The sequence below is a fragment of the Cyclobacterium sp. SYSU L10401 genome, assembly GCF_010993705.1.
In the GTDB taxonomy this organism is placed as follows: domain Bacteria; phylum Bacteroidota; class Bacteroidia; order Cytophagales; family Cyclobacteriaceae; genus Cyclobacterium.
The window spans coordinates 751,322-778,049 of record NZ_WOFO01000002.1 but is presented as its reverse complement, the minus strand read 5'-3'; the positions used below and the strand labels follow the sequence as shown (position 1 = coordinate 778,049).

18 protein-coding genes and 1 pseudogene are annotated in these 26,728 nt (G+C 45.0%); 15 read left to right on the top strand and 4 right to left on the bottom strand.

What is annotated here, in order from left to right:
- Window positions 1-600 (bottom strand): reverse transcriptase domain-containing protein (locus tag GL182_RS08035; RefSeq protein WP_240469735.1); only part of this gene is annotated, 600 nt, incomplete at its 3' end.
- A 1,058-nt stretch (window positions 601-1,658) separates the two neighbouring features.
- Between GL182_RS08035 and GL182_RS08030 the strand changes: the two genes are divergently transcribed.
- Entirely contained in the window at window positions 1,659-5,477 is a 3,819-nt protein-coding gene (locus GL182_RS08030; protein ID WP_163379110.1) for a PVC-type heme-binding CxxCH protein, read from the top strand.
- A 130-nt stretch (window positions 5,478-5,607) separates the two neighbouring features.
- Here GL182_RS08030 and GL182_RS08025 read toward each other — a convergent pair whose 3' ends face one another.
- Window positions 5,608-6,585 carry a hypothetical protein gene (locus tag GL182_RS08025; protein ID WP_163379109.1) on the bottom strand — a complete coding sequence of 326 codons (978 nt, stop codon included), beginning with the start codon at window positions 6,583-6,585 and terminating at the stop codon, window positions 5,608-5,610.
- A gap of 458 nt (window positions 6,586-7,043) precedes the next feature.
- Here GL182_RS08025 and GL182_RS08020 point away from each other — a divergent pair, with 458 nt between their 5' ends.
- The 13 genes and pseudogenes from GL182_RS08020 (at window position 7,044) to GL182_RS07960 (ending at window position 18,650) form a co-directional block, all read left to right on the top strand.
- Window positions 7,044-8,081 (top strand): sensor histidine kinase, encoded by a 1,038-nt coding sequence (locus GL182_RS08020; RefSeq protein WP_163379108.1) that lies wholly within the window; start codon window positions 7,044-7,046, stop codon window positions 8,079-8,081.
- Between the two features lie 467 nt (window positions 8,082-8,548).
- Window positions 8,549-9,427, top strand: coding sequence for a CorA family divalent cation transporter (locus GL182_RS08015; RefSeq protein WP_163379107.1), 879 nt, complete (start codon window positions 8,549-8,551; stop codon window positions 9,425-9,427).
- A 352-nt stretch (window positions 9,428-9,779) separates the two neighbouring features.
- A pseudogene (locus tag GL182_RS08010) lies at window positions 9,780-10,292 on the top strand (zinc-dependent peptidase); the annotation flags it as partial.
- Window positions 10,293-11,377: 1,085 nt separating this feature from the next.
- Window positions 11,378-12,853, top strand: a complete 1,476-nt coding sequence (gene atpD, locus GL182_RS08005) for a F0F1 ATP synthase subunit beta (protein WP_163379106.1) — start codon at window positions 11,378-11,380, stop codon at window positions 12,851-12,853.
- A gap of 2 nt (window positions 12,854-12,855) precedes the next feature.
- Entirely contained in the window at window positions 12,856-13,248 is a 393-nt protein-coding gene (locus GL182_RS08000) for a F0F1 ATP synthase subunit epsilon (RefSeq protein WP_163379158.1), read from the top strand.
- On the top strand, window positions 13,217-13,558 hold the full coding sequence (locus GL182_RS07995) for an AtpZ/AtpI family protein (RefSeq protein WP_240469734.1): 342 nt from the start codon (window positions 13,217-13,219) through the stop codon (window positions 13,556-13,558). Before GL182_RS08000 ends, GL182_RS07995 begins: the two co-directional genes overlap by 32 nt.
- A complete protein-coding gene (locus GL182_RS07990) occupies window positions 13,551-13,877 on the top strand; it encodes an ATP synthase subunit I (protein ID WP_163379104.1) in 327 nt (108 codons plus the stop codon). Before GL182_RS07995 ends, GL182_RS07990 begins: the two co-directional genes overlap by 8 nt.
- Window positions 13,867-14,583 carry a F0F1 ATP synthase subunit A gene (locus GL182_RS07985; RefSeq protein ID WP_163379103.1) on the top strand — a complete coding sequence of 239 codons (717 nt, stop codon included), beginning with the start codon at window positions 13,867-13,869 and terminating at the stop codon, window positions 14,581-14,583. The genes GL182_RS07990 and GL182_RS07985 overlap by 11 nt, the downstream gene beginning before the upstream one ends.
- Window positions 14,576-14,845, top strand: a complete 270-nt coding sequence (locus GL182_RS07980) for a F0F1 ATP synthase subunit C (protein ID WP_163379102.1) — start codon at window positions 14,576-14,578, stop codon at window positions 14,843-14,845. Before GL182_RS07985 ends, GL182_RS07980 begins: the two co-directional genes overlap by 8 nt.
- A gap of 4 nt (window positions 14,846-14,849) precedes the next feature.
- Window positions 14,850-15,593, top strand: a complete 744-nt coding sequence (locus tag GL182_RS07975; RefSeq protein ID WP_163379101.1) for a F0F1 ATP synthase subunit B — start codon at window positions 14,850-14,852, stop codon at window positions 15,591-15,593.
- Between the two features lie 25 nt (window positions 15,594-15,618).
- A complete protein-coding gene (locus GL182_RS07970; RefSeq protein ID WP_163379100.1) occupies window positions 15,619-17,184 on the top strand; it encodes an alternate F1F0 ATPase, F1 subunit alpha in 1,566 nt (521 codons plus the stop codon).
- Complete coding sequence (locus GL182_RS07965; protein WP_163379099.1) at window positions 17,184-18,074, top strand: F0F1 ATP synthase subunit gamma; 891 nt, start codon at window positions 17,184-17,186, stop codon at window positions 18,072-18,074. Before GL182_RS07970 ends, GL182_RS07965 begins: the two co-directional genes overlap by 1 nt.
- A gap of 381 nt (window positions 18,075-18,455) precedes the next feature.
- Window positions 18,456-18,650, top strand: coding sequence for a hypothetical protein (locus GL182_RS07960; protein ID WP_163379098.1), 195 nt, complete (start codon window positions 18,456-18,458; stop codon window positions 18,648-18,650).
- 57 nt (window positions 18,651-18,707) lie between these two features.
- Here the strand turns inward: GL182_RS07960 and GL182_RS07955 are convergent, their stop codons facing one another.
- Together GL182_RS07955 and GL182_RS07950 are read right to left on the bottom strand one after the other, a co-directional pair.
- Window positions 18,708-19,973 carry an aminotransferase class V-fold PLP-dependent enzyme gene (locus GL182_RS07955; protein WP_163379097.1) on the bottom strand — a complete coding sequence of 422 codons (1,266 nt, stop codon included), beginning with the start codon at window positions 19,971-19,973 and terminating at the stop codon, window positions 18,708-18,710.
- 1,313 nt (window positions 19,974-21,286) lie between these two features.
- On the bottom strand, window positions 21,287-24,874 hold the full coding sequence (locus GL182_RS07950; RefSeq protein WP_163379096.1) for a T9SS type A sorting domain-containing protein: 3,588 nt from the start codon (window positions 24,872-24,874) through the stop codon (window positions 21,287-21,289).
- Between the two features lie 186 nt (window positions 24,875-25,060).
- On the opposite strand from GL182_RS07950, the gene GL182_RS07945 reads away from it, so the two are divergent.
- Window positions 25,061-26,578 (top strand): hypothetical protein, encoded by a 1,518-nt coding sequence (locus tag GL182_RS07945; protein ID WP_163379095.1) that lies wholly within the window; start codon window positions 25,061-25,063, stop codon window positions 26,576-26,578.
- Window positions 26,579-26,728 lie beyond the last annotated feature (150 nt).

Sequence of the window (26,728 nt, the reverse complement as noted above, 5' to 3'; positions counted from 1 at the left end):
GATGTTGCTCAGTAAGGGGCTGATTGGGGAACCCTGAGGAACTCCTTTTCTACGCCTGTGCAGTTTTCCGTTGATCTGGATCGGTGCACGGAGCCATTTCCGGATAAGCCGGAGAGTAGTTGGGCATTTTACTCGCTGGTATATGAGTTGGAGAAGTGTGCAGTGATCTACTTCATCAAAGAATCCTTTGAGGTCAATATCCACTATGTCCTGATAGCCATCATTGATGTTTTTCAGGGCTTGTGTTACGGCCTTATGGATGTTCTTTTCGGGACGGAAGCCGTAGCTGTGTTCCTCGAACGTAAGTTCGTATTTGGTCATCAGCACCTGGCTTACCGCTTGTTGTAGCCACCTTTCTACTACTGTGGGAACTCCCAATAGTCTGGTCTTTCCGTTGCTCTTGGGGATTTCAACCCCCTTGATAGGTTTCGGTACATAGGTGTGGTTCAGGATGGATGTGGCAATCCTGTCCCTGTTGTTTTCCAGATAGGAAAACAATTCGGTGACCTTCATGCCGTCCACCCCTGCCGAACCCTTATTCCACACTACCTGTCGGTAGGCTTTGTAGAGGTTCTTACGGTTGAGTACTTTTTCTATCATAATAAATCTGTTAACCCTGTCCGCTTAAGATAGGGCTACACCAAAAAGGTGCTCCCCATCGAATTTGGACGTAATCCAGTGTTCAGTCCTTCGCTACCCAGTGAGACCTCTGTAGCTCTTACAGCTCGTTCCCGGTAACTACTATGACCTCGGCTGACTTCTCATCCTGTAACCCGTACAGGTCGAGATCTCCCCAGGTAAGGACATATTCCTTCCCCCAATATCCACTGGATCTACCAGACAGGTATTTGATGGTTTTCCACCCTTAGGACGTCGGTATGATGTGCTACCTCATCCAACCTGTCAGGCCTCAGTATCCAGTTCCTGTTCGTTGGAACCGGGGTTTGCAGTCTCGCTTCCTTCACTCCATGCTTCACAGCAAACGAGCTTGCGACTTGCTAGTGCTTCGGGGCGTTACCCCCGCACACAAGGGACTTTCACCCTTTGGAATAATTTGGTATCTTCGATACCAGATGCCCATGCTGGGCACACACAAGAGCTAAACTGCATTGAAACGCAGCTTAGCCAAAAGAGATGATTTATGGTGATAAATCTACAGCATACTTTGATTTTCAGTTCAGATTGAGATTCTGTAAATTTGAAATGGTTTAAAAATAATAAGATAGTTTAAATTGACACGATTAAAATCATCATTAAACACACAGGGCAATGATTATTTTAATCGTCAAAGATTCCCTGTCTGCCGACCTTTAAAAAACAAAAAATAAACACATGAAATCGAGCATGATGGAGGCGACACACAGAGGGATGATTATAAAGCATGCGAGATTCCATATGGCCGCTTAAAGACAATTATAAACATATGAAAATAAGTTCTCTGATTTTTCATTGACAGATGGAAATTCAAACTGGAACAATTTCGGCTTGATTTTCCCTATTTCTGATTTATATAATGGACAAATAGGAGCATAAAGATTGACTGTATGGTTTGCGTCTACAGCTTTTGGATAATACCTACAATCGAGCAACAAGGAGCTGCCAGAGTTACGGTCTTAATGAATTTATTTTTACCAAGGAATTAGTTTACTGACATGATAATGCCAAAAAATAAAAGCTTTCCCAGCAGAAAATACCAACGGCAAAGCAATACTGTTATTGAATCCGCAAAATTCCCCATCACCGCTTTAGCCAGTCAGACGCGGGTAAATTTCCCATTAAACGATTTTCCGTTTATTCACCGGAACATTGGGTGCATATTGCTCGTTTTTTTCGCATCCTTGCTGTGCGCATGTGCTCCGTCCAAAGTTCCTTCTGGTACGTTTTTTGACGGCCAGTCATTCAGGGGCTGGAATGCCCACACAGCATCGGTTTGGCGCATTAAGGATGGAGTCATTACGGGTGGCAGTTTGAAGGGGAATCCGCGCAACGAATTCCTAGCGACGGACAAGGTCTACAAAAACTTTCACCTGCGGCTCGAATACCGCCTTGTAGGCACAGAAGGATTCGTGAATGGTGGCGTACAGTTTCACAGCCGGCGAACCACCCATCCGGCGAACGAGATGAGTGGTTACCAGGCAGACATCGGTGCAGGCTACACGGGTTACCTCTATGATGAGTCTCGACGCAATCGCTTTTTGGCGGAAGCAGACTCTGATTTCGTTGCTTCGATTGAGCGGCCGGGCCAATGGAACCAATACGAAGTCATTGCCCGTGGCAAGCAGGTGACGATCATTCTCAACGGTCAGAGGACGATTACCTACCAGGAGCAGGAGGAAGCTATTCCGCTGGAAGGACACATCGCCTTGCAGATCCATGGCGACAGCAAGGCTGAAATCTCTTTCCGCAACCTGCATATTGAGGAGTTGGATGATACCGTCGTTCCTCCCAATGAGGCTATCCTGAGTCGTTTCGGAACCTTACAGGACCGGTTGCCGGTTCCTGCCTTCGAAGTGGGCAACTTCCAGTTGCAAGAAGATGATGTTGTCGTATTTGTAGGTCAGGAAAACTTTGTGCGTGAGCAAAGATCGGGCGAATTGGAGTCGCTGTTGGCGGCAGGTTTTGCCAGGCAACGGCCCCGTTTTCGTTCGATGGCCTGGGAAGGTGATGTGGTCTATGAGCAATGGCGTGACCTGAACTTCGGCGATTGGGGCGATCAATTGGATGCTGTGGGCGCTACGGTGATCCTGGCTCAATTCGGTCAGATGGAAGCACTGGATGGATCCGACCGACTGGCGGATTTCGAAGCAGCCTACCACCAATTGCTGGATCAATTTTCCCGCCGTACCCACAAGTTGGTGCTGGTGTCACCCATCCGTTTTGAAAAACCGCTTGCTTCCCATGCACCCGATCTTAGGGAAAGGAATGACGATCTTCAGATGTATGTGAAATCGATGGAAAAGATCGCAGCTCAACGCAATGCGCTATTCGTGGATCTGACCAGGATGCCTACCGGGAATCGGCTCACTGAGAATGGAATCCATCTGACACCGGAGGGACTGCGCCGGGTGAGCGCGGAAATTGCCAGGCAGTTGGATGTTGAAATCGGGGAGATACCTTCGGATCCGGTCCGTCAGGCCATCGTTCAGAAAAATCGCCTTTGGTTCGATTTTTGGCGACCGGCAAACTGGTCCTTTGTCTACGGAGATCGCGTGAATCAGATGTATGGGCAAGGTGCCGGGGCTGAGCCCTCGCTGCAGGTCGCTTTTGAGCAGCAGTTGCCACTTGTGGAAAAAGCAGATGGCGTTATTTATGATCGGATCGCAGGAAAAGAAGCACCGGTAGTATCGGTCGCTCCGGTGGTGTACAGTGAGATCGATGCGTTGACACCGGAAGAACAACTGGCGGGTTTCACGACCGCAGAGGGGTATTCGGTCAATCTGTTCGCTTCAGAGCTGGAAGGAGTAGTGAATCCCGTACAGTTCGCATGGGACGAGGAGGGAAGACTCTATGTCGCCTGTTCACCCTCCTACCCGCAGACCCTGGCCGGGATGCCTGCGCAGGATTACATTCAGGTCCTGGAGGATCGTGACCGTGACGGGGTAGCAGATAGCTCGTGGCGGTTTGCCGAAAACCTGAGCATGGTTCAAGGCATAGAACCGGGTGGAGATGGGGTCTACGTCTGCGACTTTGATCGAATTCTCTATCTCCGTGACACCGACGGGGACAAAAAGGCCGATGAGCGGGAGGTACTATTCTCAGGTTTCGGCGTAGGCGATACGCATCAAATGGTAAACAGCATTACGCATGGACCGGATGGGACACTGTGGTTCACCCAGGGGCTCCACGCCATTTCCCGCGTAGAGACCCCGCATGGAGTTGCCCGTCTGGACCGGGCCGGGGTTTGGCGATATCGCCCCCGCCGCCTGAAATTGGAGGGTTTCTTCGGAGGGGGAATGGCGGGCGCCAATTGCTGGGGCGTCGCGTTTGACGACTACGGCCAGGTATTTCACAAGACCGGAGACCGCCCGGAAGGTTATTGGACTGTGCCGGGTTTGGTTCCTTTTCCAGAACAAGACGATTCCCGCTACAAGGAAGATCCGAACACAGCCTACGAAAAGAACAATCCGGAGCAATATCACGATGTAGGACCTCTATTTGAGACCTCCCCTAAAACAACCTCCCTGGAAATCATTGGAACAGCAGCCATGCCCGAAGCGCTGCAAGGTGCGGCACTGATCGCCGGATACTTCGGATCGGTGGTGGAATTGCACCAATTCGAGGATGCTGGTTCCGGATTTGCTACCCAACAGCTTCCCAGATTGATCAGCTCGTCTGATAATTCCTTTCGCCCGGTGGATGTCTCTGTGGGGCCTGATGGGGCTATGTATGTGGCCGATTGGTTCAACCCGATCATTGGTCACTACCAGGCGAGCTATGCCGACCCACGACGTGACAAGTCACATGGCCGTATCTGGAGGATTACAGCGGATTCCAGGTCGTCCTTTAACTATCCCGATCTATCTGTAATGGATGAGGGCCAACTGCTTGCACTTCTGGATTCTCAGGAGCGATGGTTGCGCTACCAGGCGAAGCGCTTGCTTTTTTACCAGCCAACGGAAACGGTTGTGGCCGCAGCAGATGGGTTGGACCTTCAGGATCGGAAAGATCGGTTTCTCCTCGAATTGATCGGGGTCTACCAGGCCCATGAAACGGTCCGACCGGAGTTGCTCGATCGCCTGTTGCGGTCGGAGGATTTCCGGATTCGTGCCTATGGTGCCCGTGTGCTGGGAGACTGGGCATCGCGGCTGGAAGGTGGAGCGCTTGGTCGGTTACGGCAACTGGTTAATGATGCCCACCCCCGGGTCCGGTTGGAGGCAGTGATAGCCGCCAGCTACCTACGGGAGACCGCTGCGATCGAAGTGGTAACCGCAGCGCTCGAACATGAGTTGGACCCCTTTCTACAGTACGCGTTGAGGCAGAGTGCACGGTCCCTTCAGATTCTCTGGGAGACTCCTTTTCAGGAGGGGGAACTCCAGCCTGCGTCCAAGGTTCAGGAAAACTTTCTGCGGGAGCTGCTGGATCAGGGCCCTGCGCTCGTTTCAACTGGCGAAGCCTTGTATGAAAAGGCCTGCCTGTCATGCCATCAGCCGGGTGGTAAGGGTCTGCCAAAGGTATATCCACCCCTGCTAGGTTCGGAGCGGGTCACTGGAGACGAAACGAAGCTTATCAAAATCGTGCTCAATGGGCTTACCGGTCCCCTGGACGTAGCGGGAGAGCAATATGGTGCCGGAACCCAGTCCATTCCCATGCCTTCCATGGGTGGAATGAGCGATCAGGAGATCGCTGATGTCCTCACCTACATCCGCAAGGAATTTGGTGACGGATCACCCGCGGTTGCTCCCGAAACGGTTGCGAAAACCCGGGTGGAGGTCTCCGGACGAACCAGACCCTGGACTGCTCGGGAGCTGGACGAGTAAAAAGCCGTACGGGACAAGGACCTGGTTGCGACTTCAGTTTTGGAATGAGGGGCAGTTGGGGCCAATGCAAAAAAAGAGCACTGGCACCAATACGAAGCTAAAAGCAAGTGGGCGGAATACTTTTCATTTATCATTCATCTACAGGTACCTCTTTGACATATTGAACAATGGTCTGATAAGGCATTTTTTCTCCATATTTGGCTTTTAACTCCTGGTATTCAGCCGTATTTTTATCCTCCTCTTTTGGAACCAGAAACTCGGAATATTCCAGCTTTTTAACATCGAATTCATCTGTATCTTCCAGGTGAAAATCCCAGAACGATTTCATTACCTCTGCCCGGTAAACATCCGCTGTTAAAGGCTCAATCGAACTGGATGAGCTAAATTTTGAATTTTCGGAATTCTGCGAGCTGATGGTAATGCTCCTGCCTTCCATCTCAATTTTGTATTCTTTATTTAAATATGCTTTTTCAACCGTTGAAAGGTTACTTTCGCTGTAAGCGGAAAAATGTTTGCTGTGTTTTTTACCAAAAGCAACCACATCTTCATGAATAACCAGGTCCACCTCCGTCACTTTATATGCTTTCGTTGCATTTAGTATTTCAGCATCAGGATCCTGCTCTGATAAAGCCACACTGACGACAAAAGCCTCCACCTTATCACCATACCTGTCTTTTAAAATCCCATAGTTTTCAGTTGCACCAGCCTCCGGCTTTTCCAGCGGAACAAACCTTCCCGAAATCATAATTGGGGCATCTTTGCGCAAATCAAATCGGGTAAATGAACTTTCTCTTTTAAGTTCAAATACATCGGGATCATCCATTTGTTTAAATACCATGGGGCCGCGTTCCTTCTCCCCCTGAACCTGCCAAACCGCCAGTTCCTCGCCTTGCCTTTCAATCTTGTAAACCGGGCTTTTCATCTGTTGCTCCATTTGTGTTTTGCGCATTCCGTTCCATTGCACGGCTTTTTGATGGTTTTTCTCAAAAAATTCATCTACCACTTCATCGTTTTCAAATACTACTTCTCTCACCTCATAGTATTGGGCATTTATGAAAAAAGGTACTGTCAAGAAAACCATTAAAACGAGTGTCTGCTTCTTCATCATCAATTATTGGTTTTTGGTTGCACACAATTTTTAAAATAAAAAAAATAATGTTCTTTACCAACCCTAATCGAATGATGAAATCCTTGGCTCCATGCTGGAGAAATTTAAAAAAAAGAACTTTATGAATGCGTATTTGAACCAGTTACATACAAGATACTAGCCAGGATGCTAAGCTAACGGGTAGTTTTGGAAGCAACCTCTAAGTGGTTGTTATGGGTGTTTAAGCTTTTTTTCCCTGAAAAGGATTGGTGATTGATTCAGTTTGATTCTGAAAAATGAGCGATATTTTTTATAAAATCTCAAAAAACATAATTATATGTTTAAATATACGTAAATTGAAGCTAAATATTCTACTAATAAGAAAGGTGAATTCCTCAGAAAGTTCTGCTATTTTATATTCAGAAGGTGGGTAGGGTGTTATTTTTATTTCTGAGTAAGAACCCCTAAGTTAAAATGAGATGGGCTATAAAAATGAGTTGGCAGAAGCGAACAGAGAAATCGAATTTCTTTATCAGGAAAAAGAAAAAAGGGCGGGGGAGTTGCATATCGCTAATCTGGAGCTTATCTACCAAAATGAGGAAAAGGAAAAACGGGCGGATGAACTGGTATTAGCCAATCTGGAATTGGATTTCCAAAACGAGGAGAAAGAAAAGAGAGCAGATGAATTAATAACCGCTAACCTGGAATTGGACTTCCAAAACGAGGAGAAGAAGAAAAGGGCTGATGAATTAGCGATTGCTTACCTGGAACTTACTTTTCAAAATAGCGAAAAGGAAAGTAAAACCGAAGAATTGATCCTGGCAAACAAAAAGCTTTCGGTTCAAAAAGTCCAATTAGAAGATTTTTTCAATATTGTCTCTCACAACTTACGTGGCCCTTTGAACAATATTTTCATACTGGTGGATGATATTACCGAAACGAAAGAAGAATCAGAAGTTGCCACCCTTAAAGAACTTCTAAAAGGATCAACTGAAATCCTTAGGGATATCTTAGAAGAATTGATGGAATCTCTTCAGGTTAAATATGATTTAGAAATAAGATCAAAAAGAATTAACCTGAAAGCGTATTTTTTAAAAACATGTGCGGGCTTGAGAGGGGAAATAGAGCGTTCCAATGCACTGATTGAATGTGATTTTGATGAGTCGCTTTTTCTCTATTTTCCGCCTACCTATGTTCGGAGTATCATGCATAACCTGATTAGCAATTCATTGAAATACAAATCACCCTTACGTACGCCTCATATTTGCGTCAAAAGTAGACGAGAGGGAAATAAAATGGTACTTTCTGTTGCGGACAATGGATTGGGTATTGATTTAGACAATCATGGAAAGGACCTGTTCAAAATCCGAAAGGTTTTTCACACGCATCCAGACGCTAAAGGATTTGGTTTGTATATCACAAAATGTCAGATGGAGGCCATGGATGGCCGAATCTGGGCCGATAGTATCCCGCTGGTGGGCAGCACCTTTTATGTGGAGTTCAATAACCAACCTTGATGACCGTAATTTTACCGGCATATTCATATACTACGATAGATGCTACTCCTATTTTAAAAGCCATTATTGCGTTTTCTAGCGAACGCGCTGCGAATCAGGTAGGCAGGTTACAGATGTTTTTGAGAGACCGGTCCTGATAGCAATTAAGAGCTACCGGGATACAAAATCGGCCGGATGACTGAGATTAATCTCCTTAGTTGAAGGCTGTTTTCACAACAGAAAAATGCTCTTTTCGACAATCGTTAATGAAATAATTAGTAATATTAACTACTGATGCACAGGTGGATTTTGTGAGGGAGATCTATCCGGAGTTCGTTGTACAACCCTGATGTCCTTGGGTACCGGCAAATTTCAAGGACTTGTAGATGAAGGACCGGATGGCGAAAAAGTAGCGGAATTAGTGCCATTTGCTGCCTAATTAAAAAACGGTTGGGTCAATTAGTAGACAAAAAAACAATTTTTGAAAAATGAATAAAAAAGTAAAGGACTTTGGTCACTTTCAATGGATAGATATAGAAAATCCATTAGAGGAAAGTCTCACAGACCTTGAATTGCCTCTCCGTTTAGATATAAATTTTCTTGAAGACGCTCTTAAATCCGGGCATTTGCCTAAATTGGAAAATACGGCTGCCTATACCTTTATGATTCTCAGAGCCCATACGGCATCAGAAAATGAAAAAGCCATAGAAGTTGGTCAAATCAGTAATAAGATTGCCTTTTTTGTAAATAAGGAAGCGTTAATTACGATACATCGCGCTTCATTTTCTTTTTTGAACAATCTACCTGACAATTTTGACTCTTCAGAGGAATTGGTCTTGCATATTGTCAATGACTTACTTCAAACGTTTGAAGAACCCATCAAAACACAATCTGAAAGAATGGACGCATTAGAACAAAGTATTTTCCTTAAAGGAGGAGATAATCTGTCCATCGAAAAGCTCTATTTTGAAAAGTCTAAAGCAAGGTTAACCAAAAAACTATTGGTAATTATGCAGTCTGTATTCCATCACTTTAAGGTTGATGATTCTCTAAATACCAATCTGCAAGATATTAAGGATACCCTATTGGATTTAACATTACGAACGGAAGAGGTGGTAGACGACGCGAACGCCTTACTTAATTCATACATGACCTTCCAAGCCCAAAAAAGCAATGATGTAATGAGGTTGCTGACTGTATTTTCTGCGTTCTTCCTTCCTTTGACATTTATCGCAGGTGTTTACGGAATGAATTTTGAAAATATGCCCGAACTTCGCTGGGATTATGGGTATTTCCTGTCATTATTGGTAATGCTCATTATTGCTAGTGCCATTTTTATATGGTTCAAAAGGAAAAAAATAATTTGAATCCAGTAGAATCATGGAATCCATAAATGATCAAACATAGAAACCGGACGATTCATTATTAGCCCAGGTATGAAATCCTGCCTCCGGGCACCATCTAGTTTTTTTATCGAAAAAATGAGTGAAGAAGTAACAAATATTTTCTTACTTATCAAGTAATTTTTATGTGTTTAAAATTGTTTTTAGCGCCCTGACTCCCTTCGGTTAGATTTTATTTCATAAAATCAAATTTTACCAAACACTTTCACCAATAAATCAAAAGGAATTTGAAAGGCGGATCCTTGGTTTTATAAACAAACATAAAATCACCGGTATCGAAGTTGAAGTGACAGACGAAGACTAACTTTTAGTAGCTTCAAGTGCCATTATTCCAGTTTTTCATTTTCCATTTTGGGAGTATACCAATCTAAACGAAGTTTTGCTTTACCCTTTCGAATTTAATTCGTCATATGAGACTGCCGGGGAAAAAAGAAACACCATGGGGCAGGTAGGTTGGGGAGTTATGAATCGGAAAATGATCCTTTCTAAATCAGCTTTACATGAGGGATTTGAAAATGAATACTCGGAGAGTAATGTGGGCATACACGAGTTTGTACACCTGATAGACAAGTCGGATGGGGCTGTGGATGGTTTGCCTGAGGTGATACTGCAAAAGCAGTACGTCATACCCTGGTTAAAAATGATCCATCAGGAAATAGGAAAAATCAAAAAAAACCACTCAGATATATATCCTTATGGTTCATTCAGTGAAGCTGAGTTTTTTTCGGTGGTGGCAGAGTATTTTTTTAAACAACCAAAACACTTTGAGAAAAAGCATCCCGAGTTGTTTTGGATGATGGATAAAATGTTTCATTGTCAACATCAATAACAACCTCCGGCAGCAAACATAATTATGCTTCGCTCAAGGACGATTTTCTAAAATCTAATGCAGGGAAATTACAGAATAGAAAAGAAGTCAGGGAAGAATTAAGTATGTGACGAATTGGAAACCTTGAGCCCTTTCTTGATCTGCCACACACCCTTTCACCGGAGGAGGGAATTATCCGAAGGCAAGTGTTTGGCGATTTGGAAAAAAGTTCTCCTCAGCGACTCAATGAATGTTACCGTCAAGAGGTATTTTCTAAAATTCCATTCTGGGAAAAGGCACCTAAAAGAAGGGGAAACAGGATCATTCCAGCATCTCCTATGATGCTAAATACGTTATGGCAAATAGCGTTTCTATCCAATGGCTGACCTGTATGATTTATCGGAAAAAAGCTGAACCTAAGACTTCAAACAGGCAGTAAACCATAAGCATCGCCGTACTAACCTTCACATAGGTTTTTCCCTGAAGCCCTCAAAAGAAGGCCAGGAAAAAGAAGTAGGAGTAAACTGGAACCAATAGCCCCAATTTTTACTACTCCCAAAACCAGGCTGGCGCTGTTGCCTAAATAACTTATGGTTTGACTTTTCCAGTCGAAACAGGGAATAGGAGAGCTCAACCCGAAATTATATAATAAACTCCAAAAAAAAAGACCCCCCAAATGCTGATGGTGCCGGTTTTGATAATAATGGGTCTTGTCAAATTTATACCTACGATAATTTGTCATTAGTTGAGAGTCATCAGCCTCAGACAGTCACAAAAAAGTGACCAAATGTTCTTTTTGCTTCTAAAAAGAGACAACTAAAATGAATAAAGCCTGTGATTCATGTAATTTTTATTTTTTTTGTGTAACACTTTATCCTTTATAGCAATGAACTTTACGTTATAAACCTTAATGAAACAATGCTGAAGTTAGCAGGAGCGGTTTGTTTGTTAGCATTAAATCAGAGAACCAAATATAATTCACAAAGTACTAGTAGGGTAGAAAGCAGTACGGCAAATTTTTATTAAATTGTAGCGACGGGCAGGTTCTAAAACGTTATTGCGGATAAGGACGCTCACCGAAAACCATTAAATAAGTAGGTGCCAAAATGAGTAATTCTTTTGAACTGAATAATGAAGCGAATACCGGTAATATAACAAGCATACGCGGAAGTGTGGTCGATATCTGGTTTGACACTCATTTACCGGCTATCAACAGCTTATTGCTTACGGGAAAAGATATGCATATAAAAATGGAGGTTTATACCCAGCTGGACGCTCACCAGGTTCGTGCCATTGCATTAACACCTACGCAAGGCCTGGCCAGGGGTATGGAAGTGACCTCTACCAGGGAACAACTTTCCGTTCCTGTTGGAAAGCATATTTTAGGACGCATGTTTGATGTTTTTGGAAATACCATCGACCATGGGGAGCCATTAAAAGAGGGTAAGCGGAATTCTATTCATCAATCACCTCCTTCATTGTCCAGAAGATCCACGAAATCTGAAATTTTTATTACAGGAATTAAAGCAATAGATGTATTGATACCTTTGGAGCGAGGTGGAAAAGCTGGATTGTTCGGTGGGGCTGGTGTTGGTAAAACCGTATTGCTGACAGAGATGATTCACAATATGGTAGGACATGACAAAGGTATAAGCATGTTCTGTGGGATTGGAGAACGGTGCCGGGAAGGACAAGAACTCTATCACGAAATGAAGGATGCGGGCGTATTGGAGAATATGGTGCTATTGTTTGGTCAAATGAATGAGCCTCCGGGCGCACGTTTTCGGGTAGGACATGCAGCCTTGACGATGGCCGAGTATTTTCGGGACGAAGAGCACAGGGATGTACTCTTGCTTATCGACAATATTTTTCGGTTTATTCAGGCCGGTATGGAAGTTTCAGGATTAATGGGGCAAATGCCCTCCCGTCTGGGCTATCAACCTACCTTAGAGACAGAGTTATCAAAGCTTGAAGAACGGATCGCCAACACTGATTCAGGTGCTATTACTTCGATTCAAGCAGTGTATGTACCTGCAGATGATTTAACTGATCCGGCTGCTGTTCATACTTTTTCTCACCTTTCGGCATCGATTGTGCTTTCGAGAAAGAAAGCCAGTGAAGGACTTTATCCTGCCATAGATTTGTTACAATCGAATTCAAAAATGGCCACTCCGGGCATTATCGGGAAAAGACATTATCAATTGGCGCAGGCGATACGGAAGACATTGGCCCAATATGAAGAACTTAAAGATATTATAGCGATGCTGGGCATGGAGCAATTATCGAATAAAGATCATCGCATTGTCAACCGTGCCAGGCGTTTGGAACGGTTTCTTACACAACCTTTTTATACTACCGAACAATTCAGTGATATCAAGGGAAAAGAAGTTAGTTTAAATGATGCACTCGAGGGTTGCGAACGCATTCTTTCTGATGAGCTAAATGAAATCCCTGAAACCGCTTTTTATATGATTGGAACCATTGATGAGGCTTTAAAAACGGCCCCTTCCAAAGAAAAAGAGGGTACTGAGAATGTAGAAAAAGATGCTTCAATACACAAAGAAGTAAATACCACCGCATGACCATGCATCTAAAGATATTGCTCCCTTTTCGTGTATTTGAGGACATTCAGAACGTCCAGCGAATCGTCATGGAAACAAGTGAAGGTTCCTTTGGACTTTTACCTCAAAGGTTAGATTGTGTAGCAGCCCTGGTACCAGGGATTTTTACTTATGAAACAGAGAGCGAACACTATATTGCCATTGATGAAGGAGTGATGATAAAAGCAGGAGGAGAGGTATTGGTGTCGGTGCGTAATGCCATTCGCGGAGCAAGTCTTGAGGACCTGCACCAATCCGTAGAAAAGGAGTTTAAACGCCTCGACGAAAGTGAAAAAGAAATCCGAAGTTCAATGGTAAAGATGGAGAGTGGCTTCATTATGAGCCTTGAAAAACTTAGAGAAGATCGGCATGGTTGACACTGATAAAGGCAAGGTAAATGACTTAGGTCGCCGGGTCGGAGATAAGGCCCGCAGAAAAATAAAAGCAAAACGAGAAGGACACCGTGGTGTGTTGTCGGGTTTGGGAATGTTTGGACTAATTGGCTGGTCAATTGTTGTCCCAACACTTGCAGGAGCTGCAATGGGTATCTGGTTAGACCGGCAATATCCTCAAACTTTCTCCTGGACCTTGAGCTTATTGATTCTGGGTTTACTTATAGGATGCTTGCTTGCCTGGCAATGGGTGGAAAAAGAACATGAAGATATAAACGAAGAGGAACATGAATGAAACCCTTTTTATGATCATAGCACTGCTCACCGGAGTAGCCATGGGCATTCTTTTTTTTGGAGGGCTTTGGATTACCGTAAAGAAAGCCGTTTCGTCTAAGACACCCGCTCTGTGGTTTTTAGGAAGCTTTATTTTACGAATGGGAATCGCAATAGGGGGGTTTTACCTGATATTAAAAGGGGGAAACTGGCTTAGCGGCCTCATTTGTTTGGCTGGATTTATTGTTACCAGATATATTGTTATCCGCCATACCAGGGCTTATGATGAGAAAGTAAAATTTGTTACTAAAGACGAAAACGAAACAGTCCATGAAGCTTAGTCCCGATCAAACAATTTTCTGGGAATATGGATTATTTTCCCTCAATCTGACCATTGTTACGACCTGGGGAATTATGTTGCTATTGGTAATTTCGTCAATTCTCATCACCAGGAAGTTAAAAACGGAAATACGGATTTCGCGCTGGCAATGCTTTTTGGAAATGGTAGTGACGGGCATCAATCAACAAATCAAAGAAGTTGGGTTAAAGCAACCGGAACTTTATATTGGTTTCATAGGTACCCTATTTTTATTTATAGCCATGGCCAATCTTTTGATTATTTTCCCCTGGTATGAGCCTCCTACGGGATCACTTTCCACTACTGCGGCCCTTGCTATCTCAGTGCTCTTTGCTGTGCCTTTTTTTGGAATTGAGGAGCATGGCTTTTTGGGGTATTTAAGGTCCTATATCCAACCAACATTTATAATGCTGCCATTTAACATCATTAGCGAAATATCCCGTACGCTTGCCTTGACGATCCGCCTATTCGGAAACATCATGAGCGGTGGATTGATTGTCGCCGTTTTATTGAGTATTGCACCTTTCCTATTCCCCGTTGTTATGACCGTTTTGGGTCTTTTAACAGGAATGGTGCAAGCCTATATTTTTAGTATTTTGGCCACAGTTTATATCGCTGCTGCCATGAAAGAGAGTCAAAGAAAAACAAAAAAACAAATAACTATACAAAAGGAGGTAAATAATGGATAGTATAACGACAATTGCAATAACTTCAATGATAATGGCAGGATTTACTACAGGAATTGGATGTATGTTTCCTGCTTTAAGCGAAGGTAAGGCTGTGGCTGCCGCTTTAGGTTCTATCGCACAGCAACCCGATGCATCTCCGACAATCACCAGAACCTTATTTGTAGGGTTAGCCATGATCGAATCCACGGCCATCTATTGTTTTGTGCTATCGATGATTCTTATTTTTGCCAATCCATTTTGGAATCACATCACCGCAATATAATTCCATGGAAATTAATTGGTTTACCGTCATTGCGCAGATTATTAATTTTTTCATTTTAGTATGGCTGCTCAAAAAGTTTCTCTATAAGCCCATTTTGAAGGCAATAGATGAAAGAGAAAGCAAAATTGCGGCGCAATTGAAGGAGGCGGAAGTAAGAAAAGCCGAAGCAAAAAAAGAGCAACAAGAATTTCAGCAAAAGAATGTCAGGTTCGATCTGGAAAAGAAAGACCGGGCGGATAAGATGGTTTTAGAAACCAATGAAGAACGCCAAAAATTATTGGATCAGGCACGTAAGGATGCTGAGGCATTAGCTAAGCATCTGGAAAAGTCCGCAGAAGAAAAGCAGCTTAACCAATACAAGGAACTCAATCAAAAGATTAAAAAAGAAGTTTTTGCTGTTTCTCGGAAAACGCTGGAAGAACTTGCTTCGGTGGGCCTTGAAGAACAATTGACAAAAGTCTTTATCAAACGTCTGAACACATTAAAAGAGAAAGAGTTGAAACAATTGAAAGCGGCCTTTAAAGAAACATCTGATGCAATTTTGGTAAGAAGTGCTTTAGTTCTGCCTAAGAAACAACAAAATGAGTTGAAAAAAACAATTGATACGATATTAGAAGCTGATACCCCCTTAAGGTTTGAGGAAACTCCTGCATTGATTGGAGGGATTGAATTGAGCACGAATGAATACAAACTGGCATGGAGTATTTCGGAATACCTCCGTGCTTTCGAAAATGAGGTTTCTAAATAACGCGTTAAGTAGTAAGAAAACGCCAATGGTTGTAAACAAAATTGATCATACTGTCCCTGATGTTTTTACTCAATTACTTGAGGCCCGGAAAAAGTATACTTTCTCATTTGAACCGCGGGAAGTAGGTTATGTAACAAGCGTTTCTGCCGGTATTGTAAAAGTTTCTGGCTTACCAGCCGTAGGATTTGAAGAACTTTTACAATTTTCGGGAGACCTGTTTGGCATTGCTTATAATATTGATGAAGATGAAATTGGTGTGATCCTACTTGGTGATGACTCTTTATTAAATGTAGGCGATGAAGCGGAACGGACTGCGCGGGTAATGGATATTCCTGTAGGTAAAGAATTGATTGGAAGAATACTCAATCCACTGGGAAAAGCAGTGGACGGAGAAGGAGTTATACTACATGAGAAGCGACTTCCCATCGAGCGCACGGCGACAGCCATTATGGATCGCGCCATGGTATCTACACCCCTTCAAACGGGTTTGAAAGTTATTGATGCCCTGATTCCCATTGGTCGTGGACAGCGCGAATTGATTCTGGGAGACCGCCAAACAGGCAAAACAGCTATTGCCATAGATACCATCATCAATCAGGCTGACAAAAATGTAATTTGTGTTTATTGTGCTATTGGCCAGCGTGCTTCCACAGTAGCCAAGCTTATTGCCAACCTCAAGGAAAAAGGGGCCATGGAATATACTGTGGTAGTGGTTACAGAAGGAAACGATCCTCCGGGGTTGAAATACATTGCTCCTTATGCTGCTACCAGCATAGCAGAATATTTCATGGAGCAGGGGAATGATGTGCTAATTGTGTATGATGATCTCACCCATCACGCAAGAGCATATCGCGAATTATCATTGCTATTGAGAAGACCTCCAGGACGGGAAGCTTTTCCGGGAGATATTTTTTATATTCATTCCAGATTACTGGAACGATCTACGCATCTTAGCGAGGAACTGGGTGGCGGGTCCTTGACGGCATTGCCGATTATTGAAACTGAGGCCCAAAATATATCTGCTTATATTCCTACGAATCTTATTTCTATTACCGATGGGCAGATTTACCTATCACCTAAACTTTTTGAATTAGGTATTTTACCCGCAGTAGATGTAGGTAAATCAGTTTCTCGTGTTGGCGGTAAAGCACAGTTGCCGGGTTATCGTTCTGTAACTGGAAATCTGAAGCTCGCCTATGCCCAGTTTGAAGAGTTAGAAAACTATTCCCGCTTTGGTACACGACTGGATGAAGAGACCAGAAAAACCATAGAACATGGAAAAAGAATCCGAAGTTGGTTGGTACAGGAAAGGCTGCAACCCCTGTCTGTCGTAGAACAAATAGTGGTCCTGTTGGCATTGACTAAGGGTTATTTTGATACCATTCCCCTTGAAAAGACACGTGATGCCGAAGCAGCATTGCAGAAAGCCAGTGTAGAACTCGACGAAGGTATTATCACACGCATGTTTTCAAAAGACAAACTATCTGATGAAGATCAGGAGGCCATTTTGAAATTAGCTAACGAATCACTGGCTTCCTATCAAGAGGAATCGGGGTCTCCGGCAATCGAAACCACACAAAATAAGGAATAATGGATACCCTTGCCAATTTACAAAAGAAACTTAGCAGTGCAGAAGATTTGAAATCCGTGGTCCGTACCATGAAAGCAATGGCTGCTTCTAATATTGGACAATATGAATTGGCCGTCAGTTCTCTTGGCGAGTACAATAGAACAGTTGGTTTAGGCATTCTTGGCTATTTCAGAGAAAAACCAACAGTTGTCTTAAGTAACAAAGCGATTGTAGAAAGCAAAAAGGAGCGTCTGCATTGTGCAGTAGTTTTTGGGTCAGATCAGGGGCTGGTTGGACAGTTTAATGACATAATTGCTGAATTTGTGGCAGACTATTTGGCTGAATTACCGGGTAAGACAGAAATATGGGTTGTTGGCGAGCGTTTAGCGTCGAAATTACTGGACATGGGATACCCTCCCACCAAACGTTTTGTTTTGCCAGGTGCAGTGGAGGCGATCACGCCGCTGGTAAGTCAAATCCTGGTAAAAAGCGAGGAAAACATTGATAATGGACGATTCGAGGGGATCTACGTTTTTCATAACCAGCCAAAGAATGGTGTAGGCTATTCCCAGATGGTAGAACAATTATTACCATTGAATGAACAATGGAAACAGCGTTTTTTAAACCTTAAATGGCCGACAAATTTCATCCCTCAGGTAGCCGGTGGTATGAAAGATACGCTTTTAGCACTCATTCACGAATATCTTTTTTCTTCACTGTTCAAAGCATGCGCAGAATCTCTGGCAAGTGAAAATTCCAGCCGGTTGATTGCCATGCAACGTGCAGAGAAAAACATTGGCGAATTATTGGATAACCTGAATTACGAGTATCACCAACTGCGGCAAGGCTTAATCGATGCGGAGTTGTTTGATGTGATTGCTGGTTTCGAGGCGCTTAAAAAAAAGCGGTAGTTTGTGTTTCATACAAGACAAGAAATAGCTGAAACTGGGGCAAATATTAAGTCATCTTTTCAAACTATTATTCAAAAAGGGTTAAAGTTTACAGGGATTTAGTTCTAATAAAAACCATCAAATTATTGTATATTTAGGATAATTGAAAAAAGTAGCCAATGATACCCTGACTTTTTTCAAAAAGAATAAAGTGCTATGAAATTCAATTGACTATAAGTCATAGGTAGAATTATTTTTTCCGGCGATAATCGTGCGTGGTATTCTCAATGACTTTACTTAGACTGTCTTTTCTTCCGGTTAGACATAAGAGAATTACTTGTTGGATTAACAAGAATTATTTATGCCTACTATATGGATTATAAAAGAACAACTCCCAAAAAAATGAAGGAACAACTAACCGTATCATTTAACACGCCCTTTTTAAAAGAGAGTGCCATTGGCTTGGCCAAAATTCATAAGGCTTCAGCCACTTCCAACAATTTAAAACGGATTAAACCCATTCTGGAAGATTCCAAAGAGATACTTATCAAATACCATCCAACAAGTAGGAAAGGTGCTGTCAAGGGCAGCCTGTGAATCACCTGAGGCCCGGCCGTTCATATTACCCTGGAATGGGACCTGGTCAGTTGTTACCTAAGCCCTTGCCAGCTCCTCACAGGCTTTCACCAATACATCCAGCTCATCGAGCGTCGTATAGAGATTTGGGCTAATCCTACAGCCATGGACATTTGAACCGTCGATGGCAACGGTAAAAATTTTGTATTTTTCCATCAGGATTTTTGCAAAGTCTTGTGGTTTCAGGCCTTCAATGCCGACGTTTCCGATGCCACAATATCGCGCAGGATCCTCGGGCGTGTTTACAATTACCCCCGGGATATCCCTGACTTTGCTGGTCCAGTAAGTTTGCAAATACCGGAGGCGTTCTTCTTTTCTTTTACCGCCAATAGCATGATGGTAATCAATGGCATCGTTGATGGCCAGGTCGGTATAGGCCGGGTAGGTACCAATATGATTCAGGCGATGAATGTCGTTGGGGTCTCGCTCTCCTTCGGCAAGCAAGGGCCAGACATGCTCCGCATTCCCTTTCTTTACGTACAAGAGGCCGGCACCAAGCGGCGTGCTCAGCCATTTGTGCAGGCTGGACCCGTAATAGTCGCAGTTCAGATCGGGTAGGTTAAACTGGAAATGGGCAAAGGCATGCGCCCCGTCCACCAAAACCTGCACCCCTTTGCTATGCGCCATGTCACAAATCTTCCGTACGGGCAAGATCTGCCCTGTAATGTTGATCATGTGCGAGACCATTAGCAGCCGCGTCCTGGGGGTGATGGCAGCCGCGTAGAGCTCCACAATTTCTTCGTCGGATTGGGGCAGGTTCGGAACGGATACCACCTTGTTGACCACCCCGTACCGTTTGGCGGCCAATTTGAACTGATTCAACATGGCGCCGTAGTCCTGCTCGGCCATGACTGCCTCGTCTCCTTCCTTCCAATGAATGCCGGTAATGATCAAATCCAGGGACTCGGTGGCGTTTCGGGTGATGACCACCTCCTCGGGGCTGCAGCCTCCCAATTCCGCCAGGCGGGCAGTCGTGGCCGCTTTGTTTCCCTTCCGCTCGTTTCGCATGTACCAGGATCCCTGGTAATTTACCTCCCGCACGTGCCCGATTAAATTTTCAAGGGTTTCCTGTGGGACAAAGCAATAAAAGCCATTTTCCAGGTTGATGTAATCGGGTTTGAGCCGGTACCCGGCCCTGATTTCGGCCCAGAAGTCCTCGTTGGAGGCAAGTTGAGCGGGGGGTATATGCTCAAAACGGGTCAGGAGCTGGCCAAAGGAATTGACACCGGGGCTGGCCGTAGCACCCAGTGCCAAAAGGTTTTTCAGAAAGGTTCTTTTTCTCATCTTCTGGAACATTTGTATAAATGTAAGAAAAAAACGGCTAGGTGTAAAGGGAGTATTCCTCCCCTGGAAGGATTGAGGGTCTGGAAGTTATCCGGAGTTTGGGTAGGTGAAGCGGTTAAAAAAGCTGGTTTCTAAAAAAATTCAGTAGCGGTAATGCTCACTTTTACCAGTATTCCTGTGGCCAAGCGTAAACTCAAAAAAATCCATTTGGAGACATAATTTCATAAAAAAAACAAATAAAATTTGTTAATTGATCAAATTACAGAATATTTAACATTTTATAATTTACAATCAGAAACATGGTCATAGGCTGGAAACTGATCAAATAATTTTTTAGTGATTCATTATCGCGCACAGCGGATACCTCAGCCATTGGGATGATTATCATTGGGAGATCCGGGTTTAACTGGCTAAAATACCATACGTTTTAGATAAAATAAAGGACTGTTATTTTTTGCCGATCATTTAATTTTGAATTCTACTAACAAATTAAATAATTGTATTGTATAGAGAAATAATACAGGGTAAGCTTGTTCATTTGAATCTGAATTTAATTAAAAATAGGCAGTTCAAGTAGGGTTTGATACTGCCAATACTCTAGGCAGGGTTGCCAGGGATTTGTCCGTGTTACCGGGTGAAAAGTAGGTGCGCTGTTACCTCTAAATCCCGGATGGCAAAACCTGCTAAAAAGAAATGACTGAGGTTGCGTGCATGCTGAAGGCTGGATGGATACTGACCAGAATAGATGGATTTATTTTGAATTAATTAGGTTAATAAGTTAAGTGTCTGCTTTACAATCCGATTTTTCAGCATGTGCGGACTTTGGTTGGCTACAATTGATTCAAGAAAAAGAGCCCTGTCAACCTGAGTTCCATTTTAATGGATGGCAATTTGGTTCTTTTGAACGGTTTTTTGCTTGATTCCGGGCCTTTTTGGAAAAAAATATTCAACCCACTTCGGGGTTGCTAGAAGGATAGATTGGCTCCTAAACCCCGGGTTTCGCCCGGGGTTATTAGTGTTGAAGCCCTGCAGGCTTCGGATTCGAATAGGAGCTTGTTTCTTGGGAAATGATGTGGGGCTTCACTGCGTCTGATTGGGCTCAATTTGGATTGATCTTTCCAGATACCTTTCATGGTCGTTGTTAATTCCCATAAAGACACCAGGCCTGAAGGGCCTGAACAACAATAACCTTGAGTGCAACCCGCAGAAAGCTAGCAAAAACGAAGCTCCAACCCCGGTAGGGGTCGAACCTTTTTACGGAAAATAGATCGAACTTAGGTTGTCAGGTTTTGGAAACCTGAAAGGTTTTTTTTCTACTCTTTTAGAAACCGGATCCGGTCCGTAAATCCGCTGTTCTCCAACTTGATAATATACCAACCGGTTTTCAGGTGGGCTACCGGTAGGGGAAGTACCGTCTCGTTGGCGGGGAGTACATAGGTTCCTAGCACCTGCCCATCCACAGACAGCAGGGTCAATTGGCTGGGCTCCGGAAAGGCGCGTTTTACTTCCAGGGCAGCCAGGCCTATTGAGGGATTGGGGTTCAGGCTAACCTGGCTTTTGATTACAAAAAAAACCGCATTGGTAGTCAGCAACTGACCATCGGAACCTTTCACCACTGCGGACGTTTGGTAGGAGCCGGGAGGGAGCTGTTCCGGAAAGCTGTTCCAGGTGAGTTCATCGCTTTTTTCCCAGGATATATTTCCTAACTTTAGGTCTTGCGTCAAGGCGATGCTTTCCGCTCCATGTACCGGGCTGCCAGTCTTTAAAATCAATTTCACCTTCCCATCTGTTTCTTCTGAGCGTAAGCTGGCCTCTTGACGCAGCCGCAGGCTGCTTGGGGAAGATTTTCCCAGTTGGATAAGCAGTGGCTTGGAAGAGAGGGGCAGCAGCAGTTGCCCGTTTTCATACCTTACGGTAGCATTTTCCCCCTGTGGGTCCAATCCGGAAAGGTACCAGGCCGATGCTGCAGGTAATTCGTAGGGAAACGGATGGTTGACGGCCACAGAATCATCCCCGGTAACCGGTCTCCAGGCAATCAAGTGGCTGTCTTCACCGGCTTCATTGCGCAGCAGGTAAATATAGCCCTTTTCATCTTCCTTCAATACCTCCTGAAAACGCAGGTTGGCCATTCGGTTTTGAAGGGCCTCGGCAGCGATAAAAGATCGTTTTTCTTTAAAGTTGAAGTTGAGGGACTCCGTAAGGCCGGAGCGGTCGTAGTTTCGTTGGGAGTCCGTACTTTCCAAATCCACATTCGCATAGAAATACCAATGGGCCCGGTCAACGCCCATGCGGCTCAGCCAAAGCAGTCCTCTCACGGCATGCACGGCTTGGGAAATGGCCGATACGGCTTCGCTGTTGGAAGCGGTTTCATTGGCACTGGAAGCATCCCAGCCCCATTCGGTGACGTGGACCTCCTTGCCGGGCATGTTATGATCCCGGAAGCGCAGACCGGCAAAGAGTGCCCGCATCTCCGAAGCCGGATGCTCCGGGTGCACGGCCAGGCGAATTCCCGCTTCGTTTCGGATATAGCTGTACAGGTGCAGGTTGATGCCATCCAGGTAAGGAGCAGCGGCTTCCGATAGTTTGTAGCCCATGTAATTTTTGCTGATTCCAGCATTCCCGGCCTCGGGATTGGAGGCCTGAAGTGCCGCGGGCAGCACGGTCAGGGCCGGGTCGGCGGATTTCATGCCCTTTGCCATGCCCTCCAGGATAAGCCGGTACGTCTCATTGCTGTAATCCCAGGGTTCGTTGCCAATCTCCGCGGAACGGATAAGATCCAGGTTTCCCGGTCCGAAGGTGCCGGCAAAAGCCTGTCCCAGGGCCTCCGCCGATTCGTAGGGGCTATCCCAGTCGGTCTCCCGAAACCGGTCGAAGGTGTACGTCGCATCCACGGAAAACCCCTTGTTTTTCCAATCGGAATATTCCTGTTCCCATTGGGTCCATTTCAGGTGCACCTGCAGGTTGTCCGGATCATAGCTGGGGATCTGATCCGGATCCGGGGTATCCCAGTGGATGTTGTGGTAATTTCTGGCCTGGGAAGCCGCCCGGATAAATTTTTGGGCACCTTCGTCGGAGCCCTGCAGGTTGGGTACTTTTTTAGTTCCCCAGGCCCAGACGGTATTCAGGCCAAATAGCTCGCCGAAACTCCGGTCCTGTGGTTTTGGGGCAGGAGGGGGGCCATAGTTGCCGTATTCATCGTAAACGGTGATTTCCTGTATGGCAGCCTTTTTATAATTTTCATCGGCCAACTGTATTTCCAGCCTCAGGTAGCGGGCCGGGATAGGTTCGGGCAATTGGATCGTTTGGAAATCCAGGATGCTTGGGTCCAGGTCTTTCACCCCTACTAAGCTGTCGGGATGGTTTCCGAGGTACAATTTAGCTGAAATGGCTGTACCGGCACCGTTCCATTGCCGGGATCGGATCCAGGATACTTGCTTTGTCTCCCCCAGATCCATGGTTAGGTATTCGGTCAGGGGCTGGCTGTAGGCCGCGATTTCCTGAATGCTGAAGGCCGAAGGAGAACTCAAATAAACTTCGGTGACCTGGTCCAGTTCGACGGTAAACCGTTGGTGCCCACTGGTACCTACCGGATAGGAAAGGTCTTTCCTTTCTCCGTCGGCCGTGGTAAAACGTATGCTAATGGGTTCGCTGAAATGGTTCGAAATCCGCAATCCCAGCCGGTGAATGGGCAGGGAAGGAACCGAAAGGCGGTACCAGGCGAGGTTTTCACCTTCGGGTATTGAAATAATGGGCGTACTGTTTCCCAATAAACCATCGGTAGCTTTTTCGACAGAGGTCGCTCCGGATGCTTCTCCGGCCAGATGCAGGAGCACATTTTGCAGGGGATTGGAAACGTACCGGTCAGGCAGGGGATTATCGGATACCCAGGCCGTGGAAAAGTCATTGTCCAGGACCCTGGAGGCCTGATTCTGCTCTCCGGCTGCTGTGGAACTGGCAACTACGGTTGCCTCTGAGGACAGGGCGGGATAGAGACCGGCATGCGGATCCCATGTAACGGAGGGCGGGGGATTCGGGGCATTTTCCCCAAAGATTTCCAGTTCAAATACGGATACCTTCTTATAGTTTTCAGGTACCAGGGTATGGGCAATTCTAACGTACCGTGCTTTTATGGCCTGCGGAAATTCGGTCATGACAAGCGAAAGGTCCGTTGGGTTGAGGCTGCCTACCTGTACCAAGCTGTCCAGGTGGGTACCCATCAGCAGGGATGTTGCCGTGGCATTGCCCCAGCCGGCCCAGTGCTTGCTGTGGATTTGCTTTATCCATCGGTCCTGCTCCAGGTCAATGGTAAGGTATTCCACAGCGGCTTGCTCCAGGGCTGCCAGGTCATAGATAAAAAAGGGGGCAGTACTGGAAAGGCTGATGCTGACAATGTTGTCTACATCCGGCGTATAACGGATCGTGGCGTTGTTTTGGATGCGGGTGTAAAGCAGTGAGGTAAAATCTCCCGAGGTATCAAAAAGTTTGATTTCAACATCTTCCTGAAGGCCACCCAAACGCAGGCTCAACAGGTGGATTTTTTTTGGATCGGAGAAAACCAACGCTGCGGTTGCCTTGCCATCTATAAGGCCGATTTGAGGGGTATACGTGCCCAGTTTCCCATCGGTGGCATTGGCCAATAAGGTGCCTGAGGGGCTGTTCAGGGCTTGCCCCAACATAATATTTTGTTCCGGATTGCTGAAAAAAAGGTTTGGAAAGGGATTGGCCGATACCCAGGAGGTACTGAGATTGCCGTCAATGGCATTTTGTGCCGGGGCATTGGCTGCGGCCGAACTTGCGGTAACAGTCCCGGTCACTTTAACAAGCGGATTTTCTGCTGAAACGGCAAAAGAAGGGCTTTGGAAGAGCAGTAAAAGGCTAAGGAGGAGTAATCTAAAAGGCATAGGCTGACAGGAATAAGGAGGATAACCCTGCAAGTTAAATCAAATTCCCTGATGTTGGGATTGGTTTTTTTAAATGATTAGAAAATCTGTTGCCGATTGGCTATTGACTTTTTTAATTAAATGTTGTAACTTATTGATAGGTAGGTAACTATATATTCTGTTTTCCCCACACTAAACAACAGAGCTATGAAGATTGTACCCCTGCTACTCCCCCTATTCTTTTGTTTGTTTGTCACCTTTTCCCTTTCCACCAAACTACAAGCAAAAGAGGACCCCTCGTTTTGGAATTTACAAGAAATTTTAACGAGGGCTGAACAGCACCTGGCTGCCATTCAGTTACTCGCTGAAACGAATCCGACTGCCCTGGAGGCACAGTTGGACATCCTATCCGGAGAAACCTGCGCCGCAAATGCATTACGAATCTCCCGTCACGCGCTACTGGCTTACTCCGGTGATGAAGGTTGGGCAAAAGTATTTGAGATGACGAAAGATATGTTTGGGCCTTTGGTCAAGCCTTTTGGTTTGGATTTAGACCTGGTAGAGGACATTTCCGAGCTAATAGATTTACTAAATTCGGAAGATGAAGATGCATTTACAGAGGCATTGGCCCGATTAGTCGTCAGGAAAGTGGTAGAAGGCGGCATTGATCAACTTCCCGAAGCCTTCAATCAAGGCGTGAATGCCAATGAACTGGAAGCACCTTTTTCAGATTATCTTACCGATGAGGCCAAGCGTCGGGCGAAGGAGTTGTACGAATCCTACCTGTTCCCGGATGATAAAGAGTTATTCACCTACAGCTACGATCCTGGCAAAATCCAGGGTTGGGGTACTATAATCAACTTTATAGGAAATATAGCCGTTGGAGAAACGCAATGTCCGGTTACCGCTACCGGTACCCTGACCACTTACGAAACCGATGATGGGGATATCCCGGGAGTCACTATCACCGTCACTGGTAATTGCGATTGCAAGTGGCCCAAAGACGCCTTTCCGCGGACGCAATTGGATGATTTCACCGTTACTATATACCTTAGCTTGAGGAACAATGGAAATGGATATTCAGTCAACCCGAAAGAGATTGAGTATGAGGTAGAGGCGACCTGTTGTGGCGAAGATATCAGCTATCAAGATGATCCTTACACGTTTCTCTCCCCAGAATCGCTTCTGATTGGATCGCAAAGCAGTATTTGTTATGAAATCAACAACGACTCCCCGAATGAACTGATGTATACCATTGGAGCGAACGCGCAATATGCGCTATCGTCCAGTACGCTGTTAGGACTCGGTTTGGGATATAGCAATGATGCAACCTATGGCGAGGCCGATAATGTCCAAAGTACCAAGTTGGCTCTAATCAAACCTTCCTTTACCCTGCTACCTCCTTGCTTTGACCCAGAGGGCAGCGAAAAGAATTGGAGGCCGGCCATTAGAGCAAATTTACTTGCCGGAATAGGCAGTTATACCAATGATTTTGGTGGTTCGTCAACTATTCGGGATGATATCGTTCGATTCGGAGGATCTATTGACCCAGGCATCCTATTTAACCCCCGGAAGGGATTATACCTGGGCATGTACTTTCACTTATTCTCGTATTCGCAGACCCGGTTTAGTAATGAATTTACCGCAGAACCCTTTGTCGACAAGCAGTTTAAATTTGGCTTCAACAAACCTGGCTTGGGCATGGAGGTGTCATTTAGGTTTTAGATGGGTTGTGGGTCAAATGACTGTCTAACAAGTAGCTGATTAGACTTCGGCATCTCTTTTACCAATGCAGCTTCTTAGGTGCGGTTTTATGTCATGCCGGCTGGAAAGGGCAAGGGAATGTTCTGCTTTCCTGAGCAATTCGGTCTAAAT

Coding starts and splice junctions, on each gene's coding strand:
- GL182_RS07945 (WP_163379095.1), top strand. CDS start 25,061: ATGAAGATTGTACCCCTGCTACTCCCCCTATTCTTTTGTTTGTTTGTC.
- GL182_RS08020 (WP_163379108.1), top strand. CDS start 7,044: ATGGGCTATAAAAATGAGTTGGCAGAAGCGAACAGAGAAATCGAATTT.
- GL182_RS08015 (WP_163379107.1), top strand. CDS start 8,549: ATGAATAAAAAAGTAAAGGACTTTGGTCACTTTCAATGGATAGATATA.
- GL182_RS07975 (WP_163379101.1), top strand. CDS start 14,850: ATGGAAATTAATTGGTTTACCGTCATTGCGCAGATTATTAATTTTTTC.
- GL182_RS07950 (WP_163379096.1), bottom strand. CDS start 24,874: ATGCCTTTTAGATTACTCCTCCTTAGCCTTTTACTGCTCTTCCAAAGC.
- atpD (WP_163379106.1), top strand. CDS start 11,378: ATGAGTAATTCTTTTGAACTGAATAATGAAGCGAATACCGGTAATATA.
- GL182_RS08000 (WP_163379158.1), top strand. CDS start 12,856: ATGCATCTAAAGATATTGCTCCCTTTTCGTGTATTTGAGGACATTCAG.
- GL182_RS07990 (WP_163379104.1), top strand. CDS start 13,551: ATGAATGAAACCCTTTTTATGATCATAGCACTGCTCACCGGAGTAGCC.
- GL182_RS07980 (WP_163379102.1), top strand. CDS start 14,576: ATGGATAGTATAACGACAATTGCAATAACTTCAATGATAATGGCAGGA.
- GL182_RS07985 (WP_163379103.1), top strand. CDS start 13,867: ATGAAGCTTAGTCCCGATCAAACAATTTTCTGGGAATATGGATTATTT.
- GL182_RS08025 (WP_163379109.1), bottom strand. CDS start 6,585: ATGATGAAGAAGCAGACACTCGTTTTAATGGTTTTCTTGACAGTACCT.
- GL182_RS08030 (WP_163379110.1), top strand. CDS start 1,659: ATGCCAAAAAATAAAAGCTTTCCCAGCAGAAAATACCAACGGCAAAGC.
- GL182_RS07970 (WP_163379100.1), top strand. CDS start 15,619: ATGGTTGTAAACAAAATTGATCATACTGTCCCTGATGTTTTTACTCAA.
- GL182_RS07965 (WP_163379099.1), top strand. CDS start 17,184: ATGGATACCCTTGCCAATTTACAAAAGAAACTTAGCAGTGCAGAAGAT.
- GL182_RS07960 (WP_163379098.1), top strand. CDS start 18,456: ATGAAGGAACAACTAACCGTATCATTTAACACGCCCTTTTTAAAAGAG.
- GL182_RS07955 (WP_163379097.1), bottom strand. CDS start 19,973: ATGAGAAAAAGAACCTTTCTGAAAAACCTTTTGGCACTGGGTGCTACG.